The following is a 20,255-nucleotide window of genomic DNA, read 5'->3' on the forward strand; positions in this document are numbered from 1 at the left end:
ACCATGCGCCTGCGGACCAGTTCCCGCGACGGGCCCGGCTACCGGCGTGTCCGCTGCGGCCGGGGCTTCCGCTACGCAGACACCGCCGGCCGGCCCCTCACCGATCCCGAGGAGCTCGCCCGGATCCGGGCCCTGTCCATCCCGCCCGCCTGGCATGACGTGTGGATCTGTCCCCCTGGCCGGGCGGCCACCTCCAGGCCGTCGGCACGGACGACGCCGGGCGACGCCAGTACCTGTACCACGAGCAGTTCCGGGCCGAACAGGAGAAGGCCAAGCACGAGCACGTACGGCAGGTCGCGCGGGCCCTGCCCGAGCTGCGCGGCAAGGTCGCCGTCGACCTCAGGGGGCGCGGGCTGAGCCCGCCCCGGGTCACCGCCTGCGCGGTCCGCCTGCTGGACCTCGGCTTCTTCCGCATCGGCAGCGACCGGCACACCCGTTTCAGCGAGACGTACGGCCTGACGACCATGCTCCGTGAGCACGTCAGCTGCGGCCGGGGCGAGATCACCTTCAGCTATCCGGCCAAGGGCGGCGTGGAGACGGTCCGCGCCCTCGTCGACGAGCAGGTCCGCACCGTCGCGCGGGCGCTGCTGCGGCGCCCTCGCGGCGGCGACCACTTCCTCGCCTACTACGAGCGCGGTTTCTGGCACGACCTGCACAGCGACGACCTCAACGAGGCGCTGCGCCGGCTGTCCGGCACCGATGTCACCGCCAAGGACTTCCGCACCTGGCACGCCACCGTGCTCGCCGCCGTGGCGGTCGCCGTGACCGCCGAGAGCGGCCGGGCGACCCGGACCGCCCGGCGCCGGCAGATCACCCTTGCCGTCCGCGAGGTCAGCCACTACCTGGGCAACACCCCGGCGGTGTGCCGGTCCTCCTACATCGACCCGGCCGTCTTCGAGCTGTTCGAACGCGGCGTGACCGTCGCCCCCGTGCTCACCCGGCTGGGGGAACACGGGGACTTCGGGCGCCCGGCCACCCAGGGGGCGGTCGAGGCGGCTGTTCTCGATCTTCTGGACGGCGTCAGTGGATGAGCCGTCGGGCCGCCTCGCGTTCTACGCTGAATTGCATGACCGAACAAGGTGTTCCCCACATCGCCCATCCGCGGGTTCTGGTGCACGGGGTGTGCCCGGGCAGGCCGGGCGAGCCGCCCTTCAGGATCATCGAGATCGACGGTCAGGTGGTCGGTGAGGCCAGGACCGTCACCGACGTGCTGGAGACCGCCGCCTCCTACGGCATCCCCATCCACGACCTGGACGACCCGGACACGGTCCGATGGGTGGGCGGCGGAAAGTACACCTGGACGCTGCACTGAGGCGACGGCTCAGCCGACCGTCCACTTCTGGTTGGCTCCGCCCGTGCACGTCCAGATCTGCAGGCGTGTGCCGTTGGCCGAGTTGTTCCCGGTCACGTCGAGGCATTTGTTCGCCTGAGGGTTGACGATGTCGTGCGCCGCCGTGACGGTCCACTTCTGGTTCGGGCCGCCGGTGCAGTCCCACAGCTGGACGGTCGAGCCGTCCGCGGTGCCGTTGCCCGTCACGTCCAGGCACTTGCCGAGCGCCCGGATCGTGCCGTCCGAGCCGACCGTCCACTGTTGCGCGGCCGTGCCGTTGCAGTCGTAGAGCTGCACCGGTGTGCCGTTCGCCGAGTTCGCGCCGGCCACGTCCACGCACTTGCCCGCCAGACCGCGGATCGGCACCCCGGCCGCGCTGTCGCTCGTCGTCACCGACACCGAGTCCACCACCAGCTGCTGCGGGAACTGGGTGGTCGAGTCCGGGTCACCGGGCCAGTAGCCGCCGACGGCCAGGTTCAGGATCAGGAAGAACGGCTTGTTGTCGAACACCCAGGTCTTTCCGCCCAGGTCGGCGGGCGTGCGCCGCTCGTAGACGTTCCCGTCCACGGACCAGGTGATCGAGCCGGGCGACCAGTCGACGGCGAAGGTGTGAAAGGCGTCCGCGAAGGCCTGTCCTGTCGGCAGACTATATGCCGCGCCGATACCGCCGGAGCCTGAGTAGCCGGGACCGTGGATGGTGCCGTGCACGGTGGAGGGTTCGAAGCCGACGTTCTCCATCACGTCGATCTCGCCCGAGTCCGGCCAGTTCACGGGCGTGCCGAGCATCCAGAACGCCGGCCACATGCCCTGCCCGCGGGGGATCTTCATCCGCGCCTCGACGTGCCCGTACCGGGCGTTGAACTTCCCGGCCGTGTTCAGCCGGGCCGAGGTGTACTGGCACGTGCCGTACCAGCACTGGTAGCCGGCCGGGTTCTCCTTGCGGGCCGTGATCACCAGGTGGCCCTGCCCGTCCAGAGCAGCGTTGTGCGTGCCGGACGTGTAGTACTCCCGCTCATGGTTGTTGACGTTGTCGCCGGTCTCCAGATTCCACTTCGAGGAGTCGACCGCGGAGCCCGCGGGCCCGTCGAAGTTGTCGGAGAAGGCGGTGACGGTCGCCGCCGCCGGCGCGGCGGCCTGGGCCCGCGCCGGACCGACGGCGGCGGAACCGACCAGCGCGGCGGACAGCGCAGCGAGGAGACATCTGCGGAGCATGGATCGGGGGGCCATGGCTCTCCGTTCGGTGTGGGGGATGGAGTTGCCTCTTGATTTAAGGAGTGAGAAAAGAAGGCGTCAATACCCTGGTCCAGACCTGCGGTTGACGATCCGTCATGCGGCATGGCGTCTCCGGCAGTGAACTCTCCCGCGCGGTAGGGCGGTTACGCGGCAACGGGCCCCGGCGTGCCGGGTGACGGGCGACGTTTGCGTTCACGCTCCCGGGGCACTCCGGCTGCGGACCCGCGTGCCGCCATCCCCGTACGGGCCCGGCGGTGCTTGGATGCCCTGAGCGGCACACCGGACACTTCACCGCGCACGTGTGCAGAGCGGACCGAGGAGGTGGGTCGATGACCCGGCGTACGGCCCCCCGCACGGTCCTCCTCGCCCTCGGTGAACTCCTCGCCTGGTGGGGGGCGCTGATACTGCTGTGGCTGGTGCTCATCACACCCGTCTACCCCCTGGAGTGGGTCGTCGGCGGCAGCTCGGCGGCCGTCGGGGCACTGCTGGCACGGGCCGGCCGGCGGGCGGTGACCTGGCGGTGAACGGCTGGGTCCTCGCGGCGACCGTCGAACTGGGCGGGGGAGGGGCGGCCGCGCTGTGGGGCGTCACCACCGGCCCGCCGGCCCGCCGGGTCATCGCGCAGAACATGACCACCTCGGCCCTGTGCCCGGCCCTGCTGCTGCTCTCCCAGGGCTACGGCCGCCCGGCCTACGTCGACCTCGCCCTGCTGCTCGCCCTGCTCGGCCCGGTCGGCACGCTCGTCTTCGCCCGCCTGCTCTCCGACGACCTGGAAGGGGAGCGGCCGAGCGCCTGGGGGCTGACCTGGACCGCCGCCGCACTGAGCGCGGTGGTCGTGGCCGCCGTCTGCGCCGCCACCGGCCCGGGCCGCGCCATGGTGAAGCTCCTGGTCATCGGCGCCCTCCTGATCACCGGCAACGTGATCGCCTCACGCGCGCTGTCGGGTGGGTTCCGGGGGGTGCGCGGTGGCTGACACAAGCCCGCCCGGCGCCCGGGCGACCGCGCCACACGCACCCCGTCCACGGGGATGCCCTGCGCCTGCGGTGGGTGCAGGGCGGTTGAGGGAGCGCGCGAAGGAGCGCGTGGTGGCTGCTGTGCGGGGCGGTCGCCGGAGTGGGTGGCGCTCCGGGGGGGCTGCGCGCCGGTCGACGGGGTGCGCGGCGACTGACGAACCGTCGGCCGGCCCGAGCGGAGGTGCGGCATGGGTGATGCCCTGATCGTCGTCGCGCTGCTGCTGATGGCCGTCTCCGCCACCGCCGCCGTCGTCCAGCGCGACCCCGCACGCCAGGCGCTGGTGCTGTCCGTGCTCGGGTCCGTGCTGGCCGCCTTGTTCACCGTGCTCCAGGCCCCGGACGTCGGCCTGTCCCAGCTGGCCGTCGGCTCCGCGCTCACCCCGCTGCTGATCATGCTGAGCGTCCGCAAGGTCAGACGCCGGGGCCGCTCCGAGGACGGTGGTGCGAAGTGAACCGGCTGCGACTCGCCCTGCTGGCCCTCGGCGGCGCCGGCCTGGCCGCCCTGCTCGTCGCCGCCTGCCTCGACCTGCCCGGCTTCGGCGGCCGGAGCCATCCGTACGGCACCCGGGCCGTACACGCCTCCCTCACCCGGCACACCGCCAACACGATCGCCTCCGTCAACTTCGACCAGCGCGCCTACGACACGCTCGGCGAGATGAGCATCCTGTTCGCCGCCGTCCTCGGCTGCGTGGTACTGCTGCGCCAGGCCCGCGACGAGCACCGGGCACAGCCGCAACCCGCCGAGGTGGCCCGGCCGGTCCGCCGCTACGCGCTGATCGTGCTGCCCGTCGCTCTGGTCACCGGCCTCTACGTCATCGCCCACGGCCAGCTCAGCCCCGGCGGCGGCTTCCAGGGCGGAGTCGTCGCCGCGACCGCCCTGCACCTGCTGTACCTCGGCGCCGACTACCACGCGCTGGAACGCATCCGCCCGCTCGCCGTCTTCGAGGCCTCCGACTCGCTCGCCGTCTCCTCCTACCTCGTGCTGGGCGTCGCCGGTGTCCTGGCCGGCACCGCGTTCCTGGCCAACACACTGCTGCCGTACGGCACCTTCAACACCCTGTCCTCCGGCGGCACCGTCCCCCTGCTGAACGCGGCCATCGGCATGGAGGTGGCGAGCGCGATCATCGTGCTGCTCGCGAACTTCCTCGAGCAGGCCGTCGAGATCGAGGAGGAGCAAGGGAGTTGACCACCGTGATGCACGTCCTTCCCTATCTGGTCGCCGCCTACGTCTTCCTGACCGGCTGCTACGGCCTCGCCACCAGCCGCAATCTCATCCACGCCGTCGGCTGTCTCGCGGTCTGCCAGTCCTCCACCTATGTGCTGCTGCTGGCGGTCGGTTACCGGGACGGCGCCACCGCACCCGTCTTCTCCGACATCAAGCCCGGCTCCCGGCCGGTGGTGGATCCGGTCGTACAGGCGCTCACCCTCACCGACATCGTCGTCGGCGCCACCGCCACCGCGCTGCTGCTCGCCCTCGTCCTGCAGATCGCCAAACGGCACGGCACGGTCGACCCCGACGAACTGCGGGAGCTGCGCGGCTGATGCACCATCTGCTCCCGCTGCTCGTCGCGATCCCGCTGCTCGGCGCCGCCGTGCTGGTGGCCGTCGGCCGCCATCTGCCCCGGGTCGCCGCCGAGGTCACCGGCTTCGTGGTCTCCGGCGGTACGGCCGCCCTCGCGCTGGTGCTGCTGCTGAACTCCTCGCCGCCGATGGTCGAGTGGGTCGGCGCATGGCTGCCCGTCGACGGCGAGAGCGTCGGCATCGCCGTGGTCGGCGACGGGCCCTCGCTCGGCATGGCCGCGCTGGTCTCCCTGCTGACGCTGGCCGCGCTCGCCTACTCCTGGCGCTATTTCGACGAACCGCCGCGCGGCCACCCCGGTGCCTTCACCGCGCTCATGCTGGTCTTCCAGGGCGCCATGTGCGGGTTCGCCATCGCCGGCGACCTGTTCAACGCGTTCGTCTTCTTCGAGCTGATGAGCGTCACCGCGTACGCGCTCACCGGCTACCGCATCGACGACCCGAAGGCCGTACAGGGAGCGCTGACCTTCGGTGTCGTCAACTCGCTCGGCGCCTACGCCATGTTGATGGGCATCGCCCTGCTGTACGCCCGCACCGGCGAGCTGGCCATGGTGAAGATCGGGCGCGGTCTCGACGCGGCGGCGGGGCACGGGGGAGCGGACGCGCTGGTCCTCGCCTCCTTCGTGCTCGTGCTGACCGGGCTGCTGGTGAAGGCGGCCGCCGTGCCCTTCCACTTCTGGCTGCCGGACGCGCACGCCGTCGCCCCCACCCCGGTCTGCATGCTGCTGTCGGGGGTCATGGTCGAACTCGGCGCCTACGGCGTCTGGCGGGTGTACGGCACCGTCTTCGCCGGCCCCGGCGGCATCCCCGCCGCCGACCTGACCCGGGCCCTGGTGACCCTCGGCGTGCTCACCGCCGCGACCGGTGCCGTCATGTGCTGGTACCAGCGGCACATCAAGCGGCTCCTGGCCTACTCCACCATCGCCCACACGGGCCTGTTCCTCGTCGGCCTCGGCGTCCTCACCCCGCAGGGCGACGACGGGGTCGCCCTCTACATCCTCGGGCACGCCGGAGTGAAGGCCGCGCTGTTCGCCTGCGCGGGCGTCCTCCTCGACCGGTACGGCTGCGTCGACGAGCACACGCTGTACGGCCGGGCCCGCGAACTGCCGGCGACCGCGGTGATGTTCGCCGTGGGCGCCCTCGGCCTCGCGGGCCTGTTCCCGTTCGGTACGGGGCTCGGCAAGGCGGTCACCGAGGAGGCGGTCGGCGGGCCGCTCACCGTGGTGTACGTGGCCGCCTCGGCGATCACCGCCGGCGCCGTCCTGCGCGTCACCGCACGGGTGTTCCTCGGCCTCGGGACGCGCCCCGAGGAAGCCGGCACCGACCTGGAGACCAGCGGATCCGAGGAGGAGCCCGAGACGACCGGACGGCTGAGCCGGATCCCGGACACCATGACGACGGTCCCCGCCGTGCTCCTCGCCGCCGCCCTCGCCGTCGGAGCGGTCCCCGGATTCGGCGATGTGGTGGCCCGTTCCGTCAACGAGGCCGGATCGGGCGGCGCCCCGGCCTCGGCGCAGTGGACGGCGCACGGCATCCTGCTGAGCCTGGCCTCCACCGCGCTGGCCGTGGGCCTCGCCGGCCTCGCGGTGACCCGCCCGCACTGGACCGCCGCGCCCGACTGGGCCCGGCCACTGCGCCGGCTGCAGTCCGGCCATGTCGGTGACTACGTGGCCTGGCTGCTGGTCGGCGCCACGGCGCTCGGGGCACTGGCCCTGCCGGCTGTGCTCGGCGGCTGATCGACTGAAGAACGCCCTCGGCGAGACGAGAGTTTCCTTGAAGGGCGCCGCCACGGCATGGTCGAGGCGCACGGTTGACGAAGACTGCTGCGCATGGCCACGAACGTCCTCGACGCAACGGCGCCCACCGGGGCCGCCCGCCGCGCACCCTGGCGATCCCCGGCGGACGAGCCCGCGTACGCGCGCCCGGCGCTGCTGCTCCTCACCGCGCTCGCCGCCGTTCTCCACGGCTGGGGGATCGACCACAGCCAGTACCACACGTTCTATGCGAGCGCCGTCCGCAGCATGACGGAGAGCTGGGAGGCGTTCTTCTACGGCTCCTTCGACCCCGGGAATTCCATCACGCTCGACAAGTTGCCGGGATCGCAGATCACCACCTGGGTGCGGTCCGCCTGCACCTTGGTGCCGGCCTCGGCCTACGGCGGGACGACCCCCTTCGGCGACGCGCGGACGGCCACCGCCCAGACCCTCTGCCGCTGCGGCCCCGGTCGGTAGCATGATCCCGGTCCTGCAGTGATCGGGCGAGGAGCGGATCATGCGAGACATCGCCGTCTTCAGCGGCAGTGCCCATCCCGACCTGGCCCGCGAGGTCTGCGCGCACCTCGGCGTGCCGCTCAGCCCCACCCGGATCAGCCGGTTCGCCAACGACTGTCTGGGCGTGCAGCTCCAGGCCAACTGCCGGGAGCGGGACGTCTTCCTGATCCAGCCGCTGGTCCGGCCGGTGCAGGAGCACCTGGTGGAGCTGCTGCTGATGTGCGACGCCGCCCGGGGCGCCTCCGCGGCCCGGATCACCGTCGTCATGCCGCACTACTCCTACGCCCGCTCCGACAAGAAGGACGCGCCGCGCATCTCGATCGGCGGCCGGCTGGTCGCCGATCTGCTCGTGGCGGCCGGCGCGGGCCGGGTGCTCGCCATGACCCTGCACTCCCCGCAGGTGCACGGCTTCTTCTCGGTGCCGGTCGACCATCTGAACGCGCTGCGCGAACTCGCCGCGCACTTCCGGCAGTACGACCTGACCCGCACCACGGTCGTCTCGCCGGACCTCGGCAACGCCAAGGAGGCCGCCGCCTTCGCCCGGCTGATCGGGGCTCCGGTGGCGGCCGGCGCCAAACAGCGGTTCGCGGACGACCGGGTGAGCATCAGCTCCGTCATCGGGGATGTCACCGGCCGGGACGTCATCGTGCTGGACGACGAGATCGCCAAGGGCAGTACCGTGGTGGAACTCCTGGCCCGGCTGCGGGAGTTGGGTGCGCGGGCGATCCGGGTGGCGTGCACGCACGGGCTGTTCGCGGCGGGCGCGCTGAAGCGGCTGAGCGATCAGCCGGACGTGCTGGAGATCGTCTGCACCAACACGGTGCCGCTCCCCCCGGAGGAGGAGCACACCGACAAGCTGCGCGTGCTCTCGATCGCCCCGGCCCTCGCCGAGGCGGTACGGCGCATCCACAACGGTGAATCGGTCAGCGCCCTGTTCGAGCAGTCGTAGCCAGGGCCGCGTCCACGGTCGGGTGTGGCGGCAGCAGCCGGGACAGACCGGTGACCCGGAAGACGCGCAGGGTCAGCGGATGGGTGCACACCAGGTGCACCTGTCCGCCGCCGCCCAGCACCCGGGCGCGGGCGCGGTACAGCAGCCGCAGCCCCGAGCAGTCGAAGAACTCCACCGACCGCAGGTCGATGACGACCCGTGCCCCGGGCCGGCCGGTGACCCGGTCCAGAGCAGGGCCGACCTCCGTCGCCGAGAGCAGGTCGATCTCGCCCCGCAACTCCAGCACCGTGTGCTCCCGGTGTTCGTACACACGGAGGTGACGGGTGAGTGGTGCAGGCTCGTCTCGCACGACGGCATCACCTCCCACCCGCGCCCGTACGACGGTCTCCCGATCGTCAAGTTACCCTCGATGGAAGGAATTTGAGCATGTTCGGTTGACATATGTCTTCGAGTTTGAAGCGTGTCGCCCGATAACGCTGGTCGGTCCGCCCGGTGTTGCCGCTCAGTCGACCAGAAGGACCAGCTTCCCCGCCGTCCGTCCGGTGTCGCCCACTTCATGCGCCTTCGCCGCCTCGGCCAGCGGGAACGTCCCGGCGATCGTCGCCTTCAGCTTTCCGGACTCCACCAGCTCCGCGATCGTCTCCATCCCGGTCCGGTCGGCGTCCACCAGCATGCGCACCGCCCGTACCCCGAGCCGCTCGGCCTCGTCGTAGAACTCCCGCGACCCCACCGGCAGGATCGACACCACGACACCGCCCGGCCGCAGCACCTTCAGCGACTCGACGGAGGTGTCCCCGCCGAGCGTGTCCAGGACCACGTCGACGTCCCGTACCGCCTCGGTGACATCCGTCGTCCGGTAGTCGACCGGCTCGTCCACGCCGATCTCCCGCAGGAAGTCGTGCTTGCCCGCGCTGGCCGTGCCGATCACATACGCACCGCGCGCCTTGGCGATCTGCACCGCCACATGCCCGACGCCGCCGGCCGCCGCGTGGATCAGCACCCGCTGTCCCGCCCGTACGTCCGCGTGCTCGGTCAGCGCCTGCCAGGCGGTGAGGGACACCAGCGGCAGGGCGCCCGCCTGGGTGTGGTCGATCGAGGCCGGTTTGTGCGTCAGGGCACGGGCCGGGGCGATCACATACTCGGCGTGCGAGCCGTGGCCGTACGGGTAGGGCAGCATGCCGAAGACCTCGTCGCCGGGCGCGAAGGCGGCCACGCCGATCCCGGTCTCGGCGACCTCGCCGGAGACGTCCCAGCCGAGGACGAACGGCGGCCGGCCCAGGAAGCCGCCGGTCGCCCGGTGCTTCCAGTCGGTCGGGTTGACCCCGGCCGCCCGGACCCTGACCAGCACCTGGTTGGGGCCCGGCTGCGGCCGCTGCACCTGTACTTCCTTCAGGACCTCGGGACCGCCGAGGACGTCCTGGCTGATGGCTCGCATCGTGTTCGCATCGTTCATGGTCACCCAGCCTGCCGGGAGCCGCCCGCCCCGGGAAATGGCATGATTGCCAAGCTTCGATAGGATCGTGCCATGCCCGACATGCAGCTGCTCGCCCGGCGCCCGGAGCGGGTGGTCGTCCTCGCCCTCGATGGCGTCTACCCCTTCGAGCTGGGCATCCCCAGCCGTATCCTCGGCGCCGCCGACGGTCACTACGAGGTGCTGACCTGCACGGTCGACGGACGCCCGGTGCGCACCAACGCCGACTTCACGATCGGTGTTGCACACGGCCCGGAGATCCTCCGGACGGCGGACACCGTGGTGGTCACCTCGATGCCGCCCGCGTACATCCCCACCGAACTGCCGGACGAGGTCGCCGCCGCCCTCGCCCGCATCCGCCCGGACGCCCGGATCGTCTCGATCTGCACGGCCGCGTTCGTGCTCGCCGAGGCAGGCCTGCTCGACGGCCGGCGGGCGACCACGCACTGGCAGGTGGCCGACCTGTTCCGCCGCCGCTTCCCGAAGGTCGACCTCGACCCGGACGTCCTCTTCGTCGACGACGGCCGCATCCTCACCTCCGCCGGAGCCGCCTCCGGCGTCGACATCTGCCTGCACATCGTCCGCACCGACCACGGCAGCGAGCTGGCCAACTCCGTCGCCCGCCGCTGTGTCGTCCCGCCGTTCCGGGACGGCGGGCAGGCCCAGTACATCGAGCAGCCGGTCCCCGTCAGTGGCGCGGCGAGCACGGCCGCGACCCGCGCCTGGGCCCTGGAGCGCCTGGACGAGCCGCTCACCCTGGCCGACCTCGCCGGCCACGCCCGGATGAGCCTGCGCACCTTCGCCCGCCGCTTCAACGACGAGGTCGGCCTCAGCCCGGGCCGCTGGCTGATCCAGCAGCGGGTCGCCCGCGCCCGGCAGCTGCTGGAGTCCAGCGACCTGCCGGTGGACCGGATCGCCGCCGAGGTCGGCTTCGCCACCGGCGCCTCGCTGCGCCAGCACCTGCACGCCGCGATCGGGGTGTCCCCGCAGGCGTACCGCCGGACATTCCAGCAGACCCGCTGAACCTTCCGGCCCGGCGTCGAAGCACCCCGACCGCCTACGTCCGCACCCCCGACGGAGTCACCCGGCCGCGTACACCCGCTCCCCGCCCACATAGGTGAGCGCCACGGTCGTCTCCGCGATCGCCTCCGGCGGCCCGGCGAACGGATCGCGGTCCAGCACCACCAGATCGGCGAGCGCGCCGACGGCCACCCGGCCGGTGTCGTCCAGCTGGTTCACATAGGCGGACCCGGCCGTGTACGCCGTCAGCGCGTCCGCGAGGCCGAGTCGCTCCTGAGGCAGGAACACCGGCCCGCTGCCGCCCGGCTCGACCCGGTTGACCGCCACATGGATGCCCTGGAGCGGATCGGGGCTGCTCACCGGCCAGTCGCTGCCCGCCGCGAGCCGCGCCCCCGAGCGCAGCAGCGCGCCGAACGGGTACTGCCAGGCGGCCCGTTCGGGCCCGAGGAAGGGGATCGTCAGCTCGTCCATCTGGGGCTCGTGCGCGGCCCACAGCGGCTGGATGTTCGCGGTGGCGCCGAGCCGGGCGAACCGGGGCACGTCGTCCGGGTGCACGACCTGGAGGTGTGCGAGATGCGGCCGGGTGTCGCTCGGCCCGTTCGCGGCCCGGGCCGCCTCGATCGCGTCCAGCGCATCGCGTACGGCCCGGTCGCCCAGCGCATGGAAGTGGCACTGGAAGCCGAGAGCGTCCAACTCGGTGACGTACTTCGGCAGTTGCCCCGGGTCGATGAAGCTCTTGCCGCGGTTGCCGGTCGCGCACCCGCACCGGTCCAGATAGGGGTCGAGCAGCGCGGCCGTGCCGTTCTCGGCGACCCCGTCCAGCATCAGCTTCACCGAGCCCGCCCGGAACCGGCCGTGACTCAACGCGGCCCGTTTCTCCACGAGTTCCGGGATCTGTTCGGCCCCTCGTTCCCGGTCCCACCACAGCGCCCCCCGCACCCGCGCGGTGAGCGAGCCGTCCCGCGCCGCCGCGTGATACGCCTCGGCCGGGTCGTCCATGCCGAGGAAGTCGCCGACCAGCGCGTCCTGCCAGGCGGTGATGCCGAGCGCGTGCAGATGCCGTTGGGCGTGCAGCAGCGCCGCGCGCCGGTCGGCCGGTGTGGCGGGCGGGGTGAGCCGGCCGACCAGCTGCATCGCACCCTCCTGGAGCGTGCCGCTCGGCTCCCCGGCGGCGTCCCGCTCGATCCGCCCGTCGGCCGGGTCGGGCGTGTCCCGGTCGACCCCGGCCAGCTCCAGCGCCCGGCTGTTGACCCAGGCACCGTGATGGTCCCGGTTGGGCAGATACACCGGCCGGTCCGGTACCACCGCGTCCAGCAGCTCCTTCGTCGGCGTACCGCCCGCGAACGCCTCCATCGACCAGCCGCCGCCCAGGATCCACTCCCGCTCCGGATGGGCCTCGGCGTACGCCCGTACGGCGGCCACGGTCTCCTCGGCCGTCGCCCGGCCCGACAGGTCGCACTGGGCCAGCTCCAGACCCGCCGGCACCGGATGGACATGCGCGTCCTGGAAGCCGGGGAGCAGCAGCCGCCCGGCGAGGTCGACCACTTCGGTGTGCGGCCCGGCGAGGTCCCGCAGCTCGTCGTGCCCGACGGCGGTGATCCGTTCCCCGGTGACGGCCACAGCGGTTGCCGTGCGGCCGCCCGGCGTGCGGACGGGGCCGCCGGTGAAGAGGAGATCAGCGTGCATGATGCCTTTCCTGACAGGTCAGTTGGAGGTGGTGAGCAGCTCGGGCGCGTCGGCGTCGGTGCCCGCCCCGGTGCGGAAGTACGGCGATCTGCGCACCCACTTGGCCCAGGCGGCCGCCGCGAACCCGGACACGATCATCGCGACCGGCATCAGCAGCAGGAACCAGCCGTTGTCCGCGCGCAGTTCGAGATGGTCGGCGGAGCTGTAGAAGGACCAGCCGAGATAGCCGCCGAGGCCCAGCAGGGCCAGCGCGCTGAGTGCGGGCAGCAGCACCGCCCGCACGCCCTGCCGCCTGTCCTCCCGCAGCAAAGAGCGGAAGCGTACGGCGGCCGCGAGCGCGGTGAGCGCGTAGGACAGGGCGACGACGATACCGACGGCGTTCACGATCGCGTCGATCATGTCGGCGAGCCGCGGGATCACCAGCGCGCCCGCGGCCACCGCGACGGCCAGCGCCCCGATCAGCAGTGTCCCGGCCGCCGGAGTCCCGTACCGGACACTGACCTTGGACCACACCGGACCGAGGGTCCGGTCCCGGCTCATCGCGAACATCCCGCGCGCCGTCGGGATGACCCCCGCCTGCAGCGAGGCCACCGCCGAGAACATCAGGGCGACGAGCGGCAGCGCGGCCAGCGGCTGGTCGGCCAGCCGGTCCCCGTAGTAAGCGAGCCCCTGCGCGCCATGACCGGCCAACTCGCTCTGCGAGAGCACCCGTTGGAAGGCGACCGAACCCAGCAGGAACAGCCCGAGCATCGTCACCAGGGTGATGATCCCGGCCCGGGAGGCGTCCCCGGGGTCCCGTACCTCCTCGTTGACGGTGAAGGCCGCCTCGAACCCCCAGTAGCAGAACACCGAGAGCAGCAGGCCCTGCGCCAGCACGGTCGCCGAGGGGATCGCGAACGGGTCGAACCAGGAGAGGCTGAAGGAGTGCGGCCCGGTGACGACGCCGTAGCCGCAGAAGCCCAGCAGGACCAGATACTCGAAGACCAGCAGCCCGGTCTGCAGCCGGGCCGCCGTGCGGACACCGGTCACGGCGGTCAGGGTGACGGCGACCAGGACGACGATCCCCACCGCCGTCGTCTGCGCGGTCGAGCCCGGATCCAGACCGAGGGATCCGATCCGGTGCAGCCCGGCCTCACCGGCGAGCTGCAGCAGCGCCGAACCGGTCACCGCCGTCGTATAGGCGAGGAACGCCACGCTCGCCACGACGTTCACCCAGCCCACCATGAAACCGAGCCAGGGACTGAGCGAACGGCCCACCCACACATAGCCGTTGCCCGCGTTGGGCTCCACCCGGTTCAGCCGCGAGTAGGCCCCGGCGATACCGAGGACGGGCAGGAACGCCAGCAGCATGATGGCCGGCAGATGCGGGCCGACCACCCCCGCGATCACCCCGAGCCCGATACCGATGCTGGTCGTGGCGGCCGTACTGGAGGCGGCGACGGCGACACCGTCCACCACGCTCAGGGACCTGCGCAGCTCGGGCCGCGCGGGGGGATCCACTCCGAAGGGTCTGTCGCTCATGGCCGGTTCTCCGCTCGCACCGCGGGGCCCCGGACGGCCCCGGTGACCGGAAATGAAACTGCCGGGGCACTTAACAGGTCAACGGTGTTGTCATAAGGTGCCGGGCACACACCCCAGGGAGGCCCCATGACCGACCGTGTCGTCCCGGCCGCCGCCCGGCAGCGCCGCCGCCCCACCAAACAGGGCGTGGTGCTCTCCGAAAAGCTGATCGTGGAGACCGCCCTCCGGCTGATCGAGGAGCACGGCGCCGACGCGCTCTCCGTGCGCCGCCTCGGCCGGGCCCTCGGCGCCGACCCCAGCTCCCTCTACCGGTACTTCCGGCACACCGACGACCTGATGCTGGCCATCGCCGACGAGCTGATCGGGCGTACCCTGCGGACCTGGCGGCCGACCGGCGACTGGGCGGCCGACCTGCGCGATCTGGGCCTGCGCATGCACGCCGGGGCGCTCGCACACCCCCGGGCGGCGATGCTCAGCGCCCACCGCGTCACCGGGCGCGCCCAGGAGATCCAGGCCGTGGAGAGCATCCTCGGCGTACTGCGCCGGGCGGGTTTCCCGGACCCGGAGGCGGTGCGGATCTACCACGCGTTCGTCGACCAGGCCCTCGCCTTCGGCGCCCTGGACTCCGCGGGCACCGCCCTGCCGAAGGCCGCGCGTGAGGCCGAGGCGGACGTGTGGCGCAGCACCTACGGCCGGTTGCCCGCCGACACCCACCCGCACATCGCGGCCACCGCCGCCCATCTCGTCGCCACCATGCGCTCCAGCTCCTACCCGGCCGCCCTCGAACTGCTGCTGACGGCCGCGCGGACACGCCTCGATCACATTCGTGCGGGGAGCCGGGGCTGACGGCCACACTGGACGGGATCCGGATCCCGAGGAGGCCGTACGTCATGACCCCACCGCCCGCCCGCACCGCCGCAGAGCGCAAGAAGGACACCCTCCACCGGCTGGAGAACGACGTCGACGTGTGGGTCGCCACCGCCGGCCCCGACGGCGCCGCCCCCTATCTCGTGCCGCTGTCCTTCGTCTGGGACGGCGCCACCGTGCTGATCGCCACCCCGGCCGAGAGCCCCACCGGCCGCAACCTCGTCGCGACCGGCCGCGTCCGCCTCGGCCTCGGCCCGACGCGGGACGTCGTCATGATCGAGGGCACCGTCCAGTCGTGGACCCCGGAGGACCTCCCCGAGGAGGACGCCGAGGTCTTCGCCGGCAAGACCGGCTTCGACCCCCGCCAACTCGCCACCCGCTATCTCTACTTCAGGGTCGTCCCGCAGCGTGTGCAGGCGTGGCGCGAGGAGAACGAGCTGAAGGGCAGGGAGTTGATGCGCGACGGGCAGTGGCTCAGCGCCCCGTAGGGGGCGCGGTGCTCAGCTCCGTCCCCCCTCCTTGGAGGCCACAGGCCAAACTCCTGTGGACCGGGCGATCGCCTTCGCGCCCGTACGATTCACCGCACTGCGCACCACGGCGAAGATCGCCCCCTGCACCGCCGACGCCAGCAGGATCTCCCCCCACCCCCGGTCCTCGTCCAACGCGTCCGGCGCGTCCTCCTCGTGCCGGAGCGCCGTCCACGCCTTCCGGAAGGCGACACCGGCCAGCGCGCCGCCCGCCCAGCTGAGCATGAAACCGATCGGCTGGTACACGAGGGGAAGCTTTTTCTTCTTTGTCTTGGCCATGTGTCACTTCTTCCTCGTCGGACGGCCCTCATGCGGGCCGTCCCCCGGGGGCCACCCGTTCGCCGGGCGGTACCGGGCCCGGGGGCGTACCGTCCCCGAACGGCCGTCCGCCCAGCTCCTGGCGGTGGTGCGGAGTCAGCCAGCCGCCGAGATCGGGACCGAGCGGCACGATGCCGGTCGGATTGATGCCGGTGTGCACCTGGTAGTAGTGCCGCTTGATGTGGTCGAAGTCGACCGTGTCGCCGAACCCGGGCGTCTGGAACAGATCCCGGGCGTACGCCCACAGCACCGGGCTCTCCATCAGCTTCCAGCGGTTGCACTTGAAGTGGCCGTGGTAGACGGCGTCGAACCGGACCAGCGTCGTGAACAGCCGGATGTCCGCTTCCGTGAGGGTGTCGCCGACCAGATACCGCTGTCCGGCCAGCCGCTCGGCGAGCAGTTCCAGCCGCCGGAAGACGCCCGCGCACGCCTCCTCGTACTCCTTCTGATGCGTGGCGAACCCGGCCCGGTACACGCCGTTGTTCACGTCCTCGTACACCGCGGCCATCACCTGGTCGATCTCCTCGCGCCGGCCGGCCGGGTACAGGTCGGGCGCGCCGGCCCGGTGCAGGGCCGTCCACTCCGTGGCCAGGTCCAGGGTGAGCCGCTGGTAGTCGTTGGTGACCAGTCGTCCGCTGGGGACGTCCACGACCGCGGGCACGCTGACCCCGCCCGGGTAACCGGTCTCGCGCCGGTCGTAGGCCTCGCTCAGGAACCGGATGCCGAGCACCGGGTCCCGGCCGTCCGGATCCAGGGTGAACCGCCAGCTGCGGTCGTCCTGGACGGGATCGGCGACCGCCATCGACAGCGCGTCCTCCAGGCCCAGCAGCCGGCGCGCGATCACCGCCCGGCTCGCCCACGGACAGGCGCGCGAGACCACCAGCCGGTAACGGCCCGCCTCGACCGGCCAGCCGTCCCGGCCGTCGGCGGTGATCCGGTCCGTGAAGTGGCTCCTGGACCGGGTGAACGTCTTGTGTCCGTAGGCGCGGTTGCCGTCGCCGTCGCCTTCCATGTCTCCTCCTCGCCGGGCCCCTCGGGCAACGCGTTCCCCGTTTTCCGCCGCCCGCACGGTGTGATCCGCCCGCTCGGGGGCAGTCGGCGTTAGGTGAGCGGGACATCTTGCGAGGGGGAGCGGGCCGCACGCACGGCCGAGGACCGCGCGCCCGGCACGGGCTCGAAGACCGACCGGCAGACCAAGGTCACCGTCCTGGTGGCGCTCGCCGCCAACCTGGTGATCGCCGTCGCCAAGGCCGTCGGCGGTGTCCTCGCCGGCTCGCCCGCGCTGCTGTCCGAGGCCGCGCACTCCGTCGCCGACAGCTTCAACGAGGTGTTCCTGCTGGCCGCGCTGCGCCGCAGCCGCCGCCCCGCGGACGCACAGCACCCCTTCGGCTACGGCAAGGAACGCTTCTTCTGGTCCCTCCTCGCCGCGGTCGGCATCTTCGTCATGGGCGGCTGTTTCTCCTTCTTCCAGGGCTTCGAGGCCCTGCGTCAGGGCACACAGGAGAAGTTCAGCGGCTATGTGGCGGGCCTGATCGTGCTGGGCGTGGCCCTCGTCGCCGAGGGCGTCTCACTGCTGCGGGCCCTGCACCAGGTGCGCCGGCAGGGCGAGGGCCTCGGCTCTCCGGCCGACCCGGCGCTGCGTACGGTGGTCGCCGAGGACGGCACGGCGGTGCTGGGCGTGACGCTCGCCCTCGCCGGGATGGGCCTGCACATGGTGACCGGGCAGGTCGCCTGGGAGGCGTCCGCCTCGCTGGCGATCGGCGTCCTGCTGGTGTACGTCGCCTACCGGCTCGGGCGTGACGCCCGCGACCGGCTCATCGGGGAGGCCGCCGACCCGGAGCTGAGCGGCAGGATCCGCTCGCTGCTGCGGGCCCAGCCGGAGATCGACAGCGTCGAGGCGCTGTTCACGATGAAGACGGGCCTGGACTCCACCCTGGTGGCCGCGCGCATCGACCTGGTGCCGGGTCTGGACAGCGAGCGGGTGGAGGAGGTCGCCGTACGCATCAAGCGGTCGCTGGCCCGGACGTTCCCCGAAGCCGGCCAGATCTTCCTCGACGTGACCGACCGGCCGGCCGGCGAGGCACGAGAGAGCCCCGCCGCGACGGGGGAACGCGGCGGGGCCTGACGCACGAGTGCCCGCCCCGCGACGGGTTCACACCTCCCCGGCACAGAGTTTTCCGAATCCCACCGGTCCCCGGCGCGAATCAGCTCTCGTCAGCCCTTGTCGAGGGGTTCCAGCACGAAGACCGGGATCTCCCGCGCCGTCTTCTTCTGGTAGTCGGCGTACGGCGGGTACGCGGCGACGGCCCGCTCCCACCACCGGGCCTTTTCCTCGCCGGTGACCTCACGGGCCCTCATGTCCCGCCTGACCGGCCCGTCCTGCAGCTCGACACGCGGATCGGAGGTGATGTTGAAGTACCACACCGGGTGCTTGGGCGCGCCGCCCTGCGAGGCGACCACCGCGTACGTGCCCTCGTGCTCCACCCGCATCAACGGCGTCTTGCGGATCTTTCCGCTCTTCGCGCCCCGGCTGGTCAACAGGACGACCGGCAGCCCGGTGTCCAGCAGCGTCGTGCCCTTCGTCCCGCCGGAGCTCTCGTACAGCTCGACCTGCTCACGCACCCACTGCGTCGGGCTGGGTTCGTACTCGCCCTCAAGAGGCATGGGATCCGTCCCCTTCGTCGGTCCAGCAGCTCTCTGCCACCGGCATTCAACACCGGCGGCCCCGCGAATCATCCGTACCGCGGACCACTTGCGCCGACCGGGTGATGAGCTCCGGGCAATTGCGCAGCAGGGCAGCGTCCACGGCGCAGTGACGTGCGTCCCGACCGCCCGTCCGGCGGACACCCGAGTCCGGCGGATCTGGCCGACGGGCGAGGACGCGCTCGGGCTCGGGCGTCATCCGGCACGGGCACGGCCGCACCGATCGGCCGGCCGTGCCTGTGCCGCCCGGTTCGACCTGCGCCTGACCGCCCGGGACGGCCTCGTCGTACGGGCGTCACGTGGACGAGAGCCGCCCGGCCGTCGCGCGCGCCTTCGCGCCCTCCGGCGAGAGCCGTCGGCTACCGTGAAAAGTGGACGGGCTCCGGCCGGTTTGCGTCCCCGTGACCCCCGTTCTTCGGCCAGATCACCCACATCGCCGAACTGGCCGAACTTGCAGTCGACCCATAGATGCCCAGGGCATCTAATGAAGATCGGCACGACGCACTACTTCGTCTGCGAGGTCTTCCATGACGGAACTGACGGACCCGACCGGCCCGGCGAACCCGGCCGACCCCGTCGCCTTCCCGCAGGACCGCACCTGCCCCTACCACCCGCCCACCGGATACGAGCCGCTGCGCGACGGGCGAGCCCTGTCCCGCGTCACCCTGTTCGACGGCCGCGAGGTCTGGGCGGTCACCGCCCACGCCACCGCCCGCGCCCTGCTCGCCGACCCCCGCCTGTCCAGCGACCGCCGCCGTCCCGGCTTCCCCATCCCCACAGAGCGCTTCGCGGGCATCCGGGACCGCCGGGTGGCCCTGCTCGGGATGGACGATCCCGAGCACCAGCGCCAGCGGCGGATGATGATCCCGTCCTTCACCGTCAAACGCGCGACCGAGCTGCGGCCGTGGATCCAGCAGACCGTGGACGGTCTGCTGGATGGGATGATCGCGCAGGGACCTCCCGCCGATCTGGTCCCCGCCTTCGCACTGCCCGTGCCGTCGATGGTGATCTGCGGGTTGCTGGGAGTGCCGTACGCCGACCACGAGTTCTTCGAGGAGCAGTCCCGCAGGCTGCTGCGCGGCCCGCGGGCGGCCGACTCCGTGCAGGCCCGCACACGCCTGGAGGAGTACCTCGGCGGGCTCATCGATGCCAAGGCGAAGCAGGTGGAGCCCGGCGACGGCATACTCGACGACCTGGTCCACCACCAGCTGCGCGACGGCACCGTGGACCGCGCCGAACTCGTGTCGCTGGCCGTCATCCTGCTGGTCGCCGGCCATGAGACGACCGCCAACATGATCTCCCTCGGCACCTTCACCCTGCTCCGGCACCCCGACCGGCTGGCGGAGTTGCGCGCGGACCCGGCGCTGCTGCCCGCCGCCGTGGAGGAGCTGATGCGGATGCTGTCCATCGCGGACGGGCTGCAGAGGGTGGCGCTGGAGGACATCGAGATCGCCGGCACCACCATCCGGGCCGGCGAGGGCGTGCTCTTCTCCACCTCGGTGATCAACCGGGATCCGACCCTCTACGACGACCCCGACGCACTCGACTTCCACCGCCCCACCCGCCACCACGTGGCGTTCGGCTTCGGGATCCACCAGTGCCTGGGCCAGAACCTGGCCCGCGTGGAGCTGGAGATCGCCCTGCGCAGCCTGCTGGCCCGGCTGCCGGGGCTGCGGCTCGCCGTTCCGGCCGCGGAGATCCCCTTCAAGGGCGGCGACACGATCCAGGGGATGCTGGAACTCCCCGTGACCTGGTAAGAGGCTCTGCAC

At 72.0% G+C, this 20,255-nt stretch carries 22 protein-coding genes and 1 pseudogene; 15 read left to right on the plus strand and 8 right to left on the minus strand.

The features are described 5' to 3' along the window. Positions 1-3: 3 nt before the first annotated feature. Positions 4-1,031 (plus strand): annotated as a pseudogene (locus tag ACZ418_RS37185) (DNA topoisomerase IB). A 35-nt stretch (positions 1,032-1,066) separates the two neighbouring features. Next, positions 1,067-1,312 (plus strand): hypothetical protein, encoded by a 246-nt coding sequence (locus ACZ418_RS37190; protein ID WP_468371784.1) that lies wholly within the window; start codon positions 1,067-1,069, stop codon positions 1,310-1,312. Between the two features lie 9 nt (positions 1,313-1,321). Here ACZ418_RS37190 and ACZ418_RS37195 read toward each other — a convergent pair whose 3' ends face one another. Then, positions 1,322-2,557 (minus strand): ricin-type beta-trefoil lectin domain protein, encoded by a 1,236-nt coding sequence (locus ACZ418_RS37195; RefSeq protein ID WP_468371787.1) that lies wholly within the window; start codon positions 2,555-2,557, stop codon positions 1,322-1,324. 335 nt (positions 2,558-2,892) lie between these two features. Here ACZ418_RS37195 and ACZ418_RS37200 point away from each other — a divergent pair, with 335 nt between their 5' ends. The 8 genes from ACZ418_RS37200 to ACZ418_RS37235 all read left to right on the plus strand — a co-directional run bounded on the left by ACZ418_RS37200 (position 2,893) and on the right by ACZ418_RS37235 (position 8,373). Further along, positions 2,893-3,087, plus strand: a complete 195-nt coding sequence (locus ACZ418_RS37200; RefSeq protein WP_450986741.1) for a hypothetical protein — start codon at positions 2,893-2,895, stop codon at positions 3,085-3,087. Then, a complete protein-coding gene (locus ACZ418_RS37205) occupies positions 3,084-3,536 on the plus strand; it encodes an MrpF/PhaF family protein (RefSeq protein WP_468371790.1) in 453 nt (150 codons plus the stop codon). The genes ACZ418_RS37200 and ACZ418_RS37205 overlap by 4 nt, the downstream gene beginning before the upstream one ends. A gap of 228 nt (positions 3,537-3,764) precedes the next feature. Then, positions 3,765-4,028 carry a Na(+)/H(+) antiporter subunit B gene (locus ACZ418_RS37210; RefSeq protein WP_468371792.1) on the plus strand — a complete coding sequence of 88 codons (264 nt, stop codon included), beginning with the start codon at positions 3,765-3,767 and terminating at the stop codon, positions 4,026-4,028. After that, positions 4,025-4,762: an MnhB domain-containing protein gene (locus ACZ418_RS37215; protein ID WP_468371795.1), complete on the plus strand. Its 738-nt coding sequence runs from the start codon at positions 4,025-4,027 to the stop codon at positions 4,760-4,762. Before ACZ418_RS37210 ends, ACZ418_RS37215 begins: the two co-directional genes overlap by 4 nt. Before the next feature lie 8 nt (positions 4,763-4,770). After that, positions 4,771-5,118 carry a sodium:proton antiporter gene (locus tag ACZ418_RS37220; RefSeq protein WP_365325138.1) on the plus strand — a complete coding sequence of 116 codons (348 nt, stop codon included), beginning with the start codon at positions 4,771-4,773 and terminating at the stop codon, positions 5,116-5,118. After that, positions 5,118-6,890, plus strand: a complete 1,773-nt coding sequence (locus ACZ418_RS37225) for a complex I subunit 5 family protein (RefSeq protein ID WP_468371797.1) — start codon at positions 5,118-5,120, stop codon at positions 6,888-6,890. The genes ACZ418_RS37220 and ACZ418_RS37225 overlap by 1 nt, the downstream gene beginning before the upstream one ends. A 93-nt stretch (positions 6,891-6,983) precedes the next feature. Continuing rightward, the gene (locus ACZ418_RS37230; RefSeq protein WP_468371800.1) at positions 6,984-7,385 is read left to right on the plus strand and encodes a hypothetical protein; all 402 of its coding nucleotides are present in this window, start codon (positions 6,984-6,986) and stop codon (positions 7,383-7,385) included. Between the two features lie 40 nt (positions 7,386-7,425). After that, entirely contained in the window at positions 7,426-8,373 is a 948-nt protein-coding gene (locus ACZ418_RS37235; protein WP_468371802.1) for a ribose-phosphate diphosphokinase, read from the plus strand. Here ACZ418_RS37235 and ACZ418_RS37240 read toward each other — a convergent pair. Continuing rightward, positions 8,348-8,722: an anti-sigma factor antagonist gene (locus ACZ418_RS37240; protein ID WP_468371805.1), complete on the minus strand. Its 375-nt coding sequence runs from the start codon at positions 8,720-8,722 to the stop codon at positions 8,348-8,350. The two genes, ACZ418_RS37235 and ACZ418_RS37240, sit on opposite strands and share 26 nt — an antisense overlap. Positions 8,723-8,875: 153 nt before the next feature. After that, entirely contained in the window at positions 8,876-9,826 is a 951-nt protein-coding gene (locus ACZ418_RS37245) for an NADP-dependent oxidoreductase (RefSeq protein ID WP_468371808.1), read from the minus strand. 72 nt (positions 9,827-9,898) lie between these two features. On the opposite strand from ACZ418_RS37245, the gene ACZ418_RS37250 reads away from it, so the two are divergent. After that, the gene (locus ACZ418_RS37250; RefSeq protein WP_468371810.1) at positions 9,899-10,867 is read left to right on the plus strand and encodes a GlxA family transcriptional regulator; all 969 of its coding nucleotides are present in this window, start codon (positions 9,899-9,901) and stop codon (positions 10,865-10,867) included. Positions 10,868-10,924: 57 nt separating this feature from the next. Here ACZ418_RS37250 and ACZ418_RS37255 read toward each other — a convergent pair whose 3' ends face one another. Continuing rightward, positions 10,925-12,550 carry an amidohydrolase gene (locus tag ACZ418_RS37255; protein ID WP_468371813.1) on the minus strand — a complete coding sequence of 542 codons (1,626 nt, stop codon included), beginning with the start codon at positions 12,548-12,550 and terminating at the stop codon, positions 10,925-10,927. Between the two features lie 18 nt (positions 12,551-12,568). Then, a complete protein-coding gene (locus ACZ418_RS37260; RefSeq protein WP_468371816.1) occupies positions 12,569-14,071 on the minus strand; it encodes an APC family permease in 1,503 nt (500 codons plus the stop codon). 126 nt (positions 14,072-14,197) lie between these two features. Here ACZ418_RS37260 and ACZ418_RS37265 point away from each other — a divergent pair, with 126 nt between their 5' ends. Next, positions 14,198-14,917: a TetR/AcrR family transcriptional regulator gene (locus tag ACZ418_RS37265; protein WP_468371818.1), complete on the plus strand. Its 720-nt coding sequence runs from the start codon at positions 14,198-14,200 to the stop codon at positions 14,915-14,917. Between the two features lie 44 nt (positions 14,918-14,961). After that, entirely contained in the window at positions 14,962-15,426 is a 465-nt protein-coding gene (locus tag ACZ418_RS37270; RefSeq protein ID WP_468371820.1) for a pyridoxamine 5'-phosphate oxidase family protein, read from the plus strand. A gap of 12 nt (positions 15,427-15,438) precedes the next feature. Here the strand turns inward: ACZ418_RS37270 and ACZ418_RS37275 are convergent, their stop codons facing one another. Continuing rightward, positions 15,439-15,744, minus strand: a complete 306-nt coding sequence (locus ACZ418_RS37275; protein ID WP_468371823.1) for a DUF4235 domain-containing protein — start codon at positions 15,742-15,744, stop codon at positions 15,439-15,441. A gap of 28 nt (positions 15,745-15,772) precedes the next feature. Next, positions 15,773-16,795, minus strand: a complete 1,023-nt coding sequence (locus tag ACZ418_RS37280; RefSeq protein ID WP_468371825.1) for a glutathione S-transferase family protein — start codon at positions 16,793-16,795, stop codon at positions 15,773-15,775. A 93-nt stretch (positions 16,796-16,888) separates the two neighbouring features. On the opposite strand from ACZ418_RS37280, the gene ACZ418_RS37285 reads away from it, so the two are divergent. Further along, positions 16,889-17,908, plus strand: a complete 1,020-nt coding sequence (locus ACZ418_RS37285; RefSeq protein ID WP_468371829.1) for a cation diffusion facilitator family transporter — start codon at positions 16,889-16,891, stop codon at positions 17,906-17,908. An 89-nt stretch (positions 17,909-17,997) separates the two neighbouring features. Here ACZ418_RS37285 and ACZ418_RS37290 read toward each other — a convergent pair whose 3' ends face one another. After that, positions 17,998-18,447, minus strand: a complete 450-nt coding sequence (locus tag ACZ418_RS37290) for a nitroreductase family deazaflavin-dependent oxidoreductase (RefSeq protein ID WP_468371831.1) — start codon at positions 18,445-18,447, stop codon at positions 17,998-18,000. A 566-nt stretch (positions 18,448-19,013) separates the two neighbouring features. Between ACZ418_RS37290 and ACZ418_RS37295 the strand changes: the two genes are divergently transcribed. Then, positions 19,014-20,243: a cytochrome P450 gene (locus ACZ418_RS37295; RefSeq protein ID WP_468371832.1), complete on the plus strand. Its 1,230-nt coding sequence runs from the start codon at positions 19,014-19,016 to the stop codon at positions 20,241-20,243. The last annotated feature ends 12 nt before the right edge of the window (positions 20,244-20,255 follow it).

Source organism: Streptomyces sp. NPDC030820, from assembly GCF_055572075.1.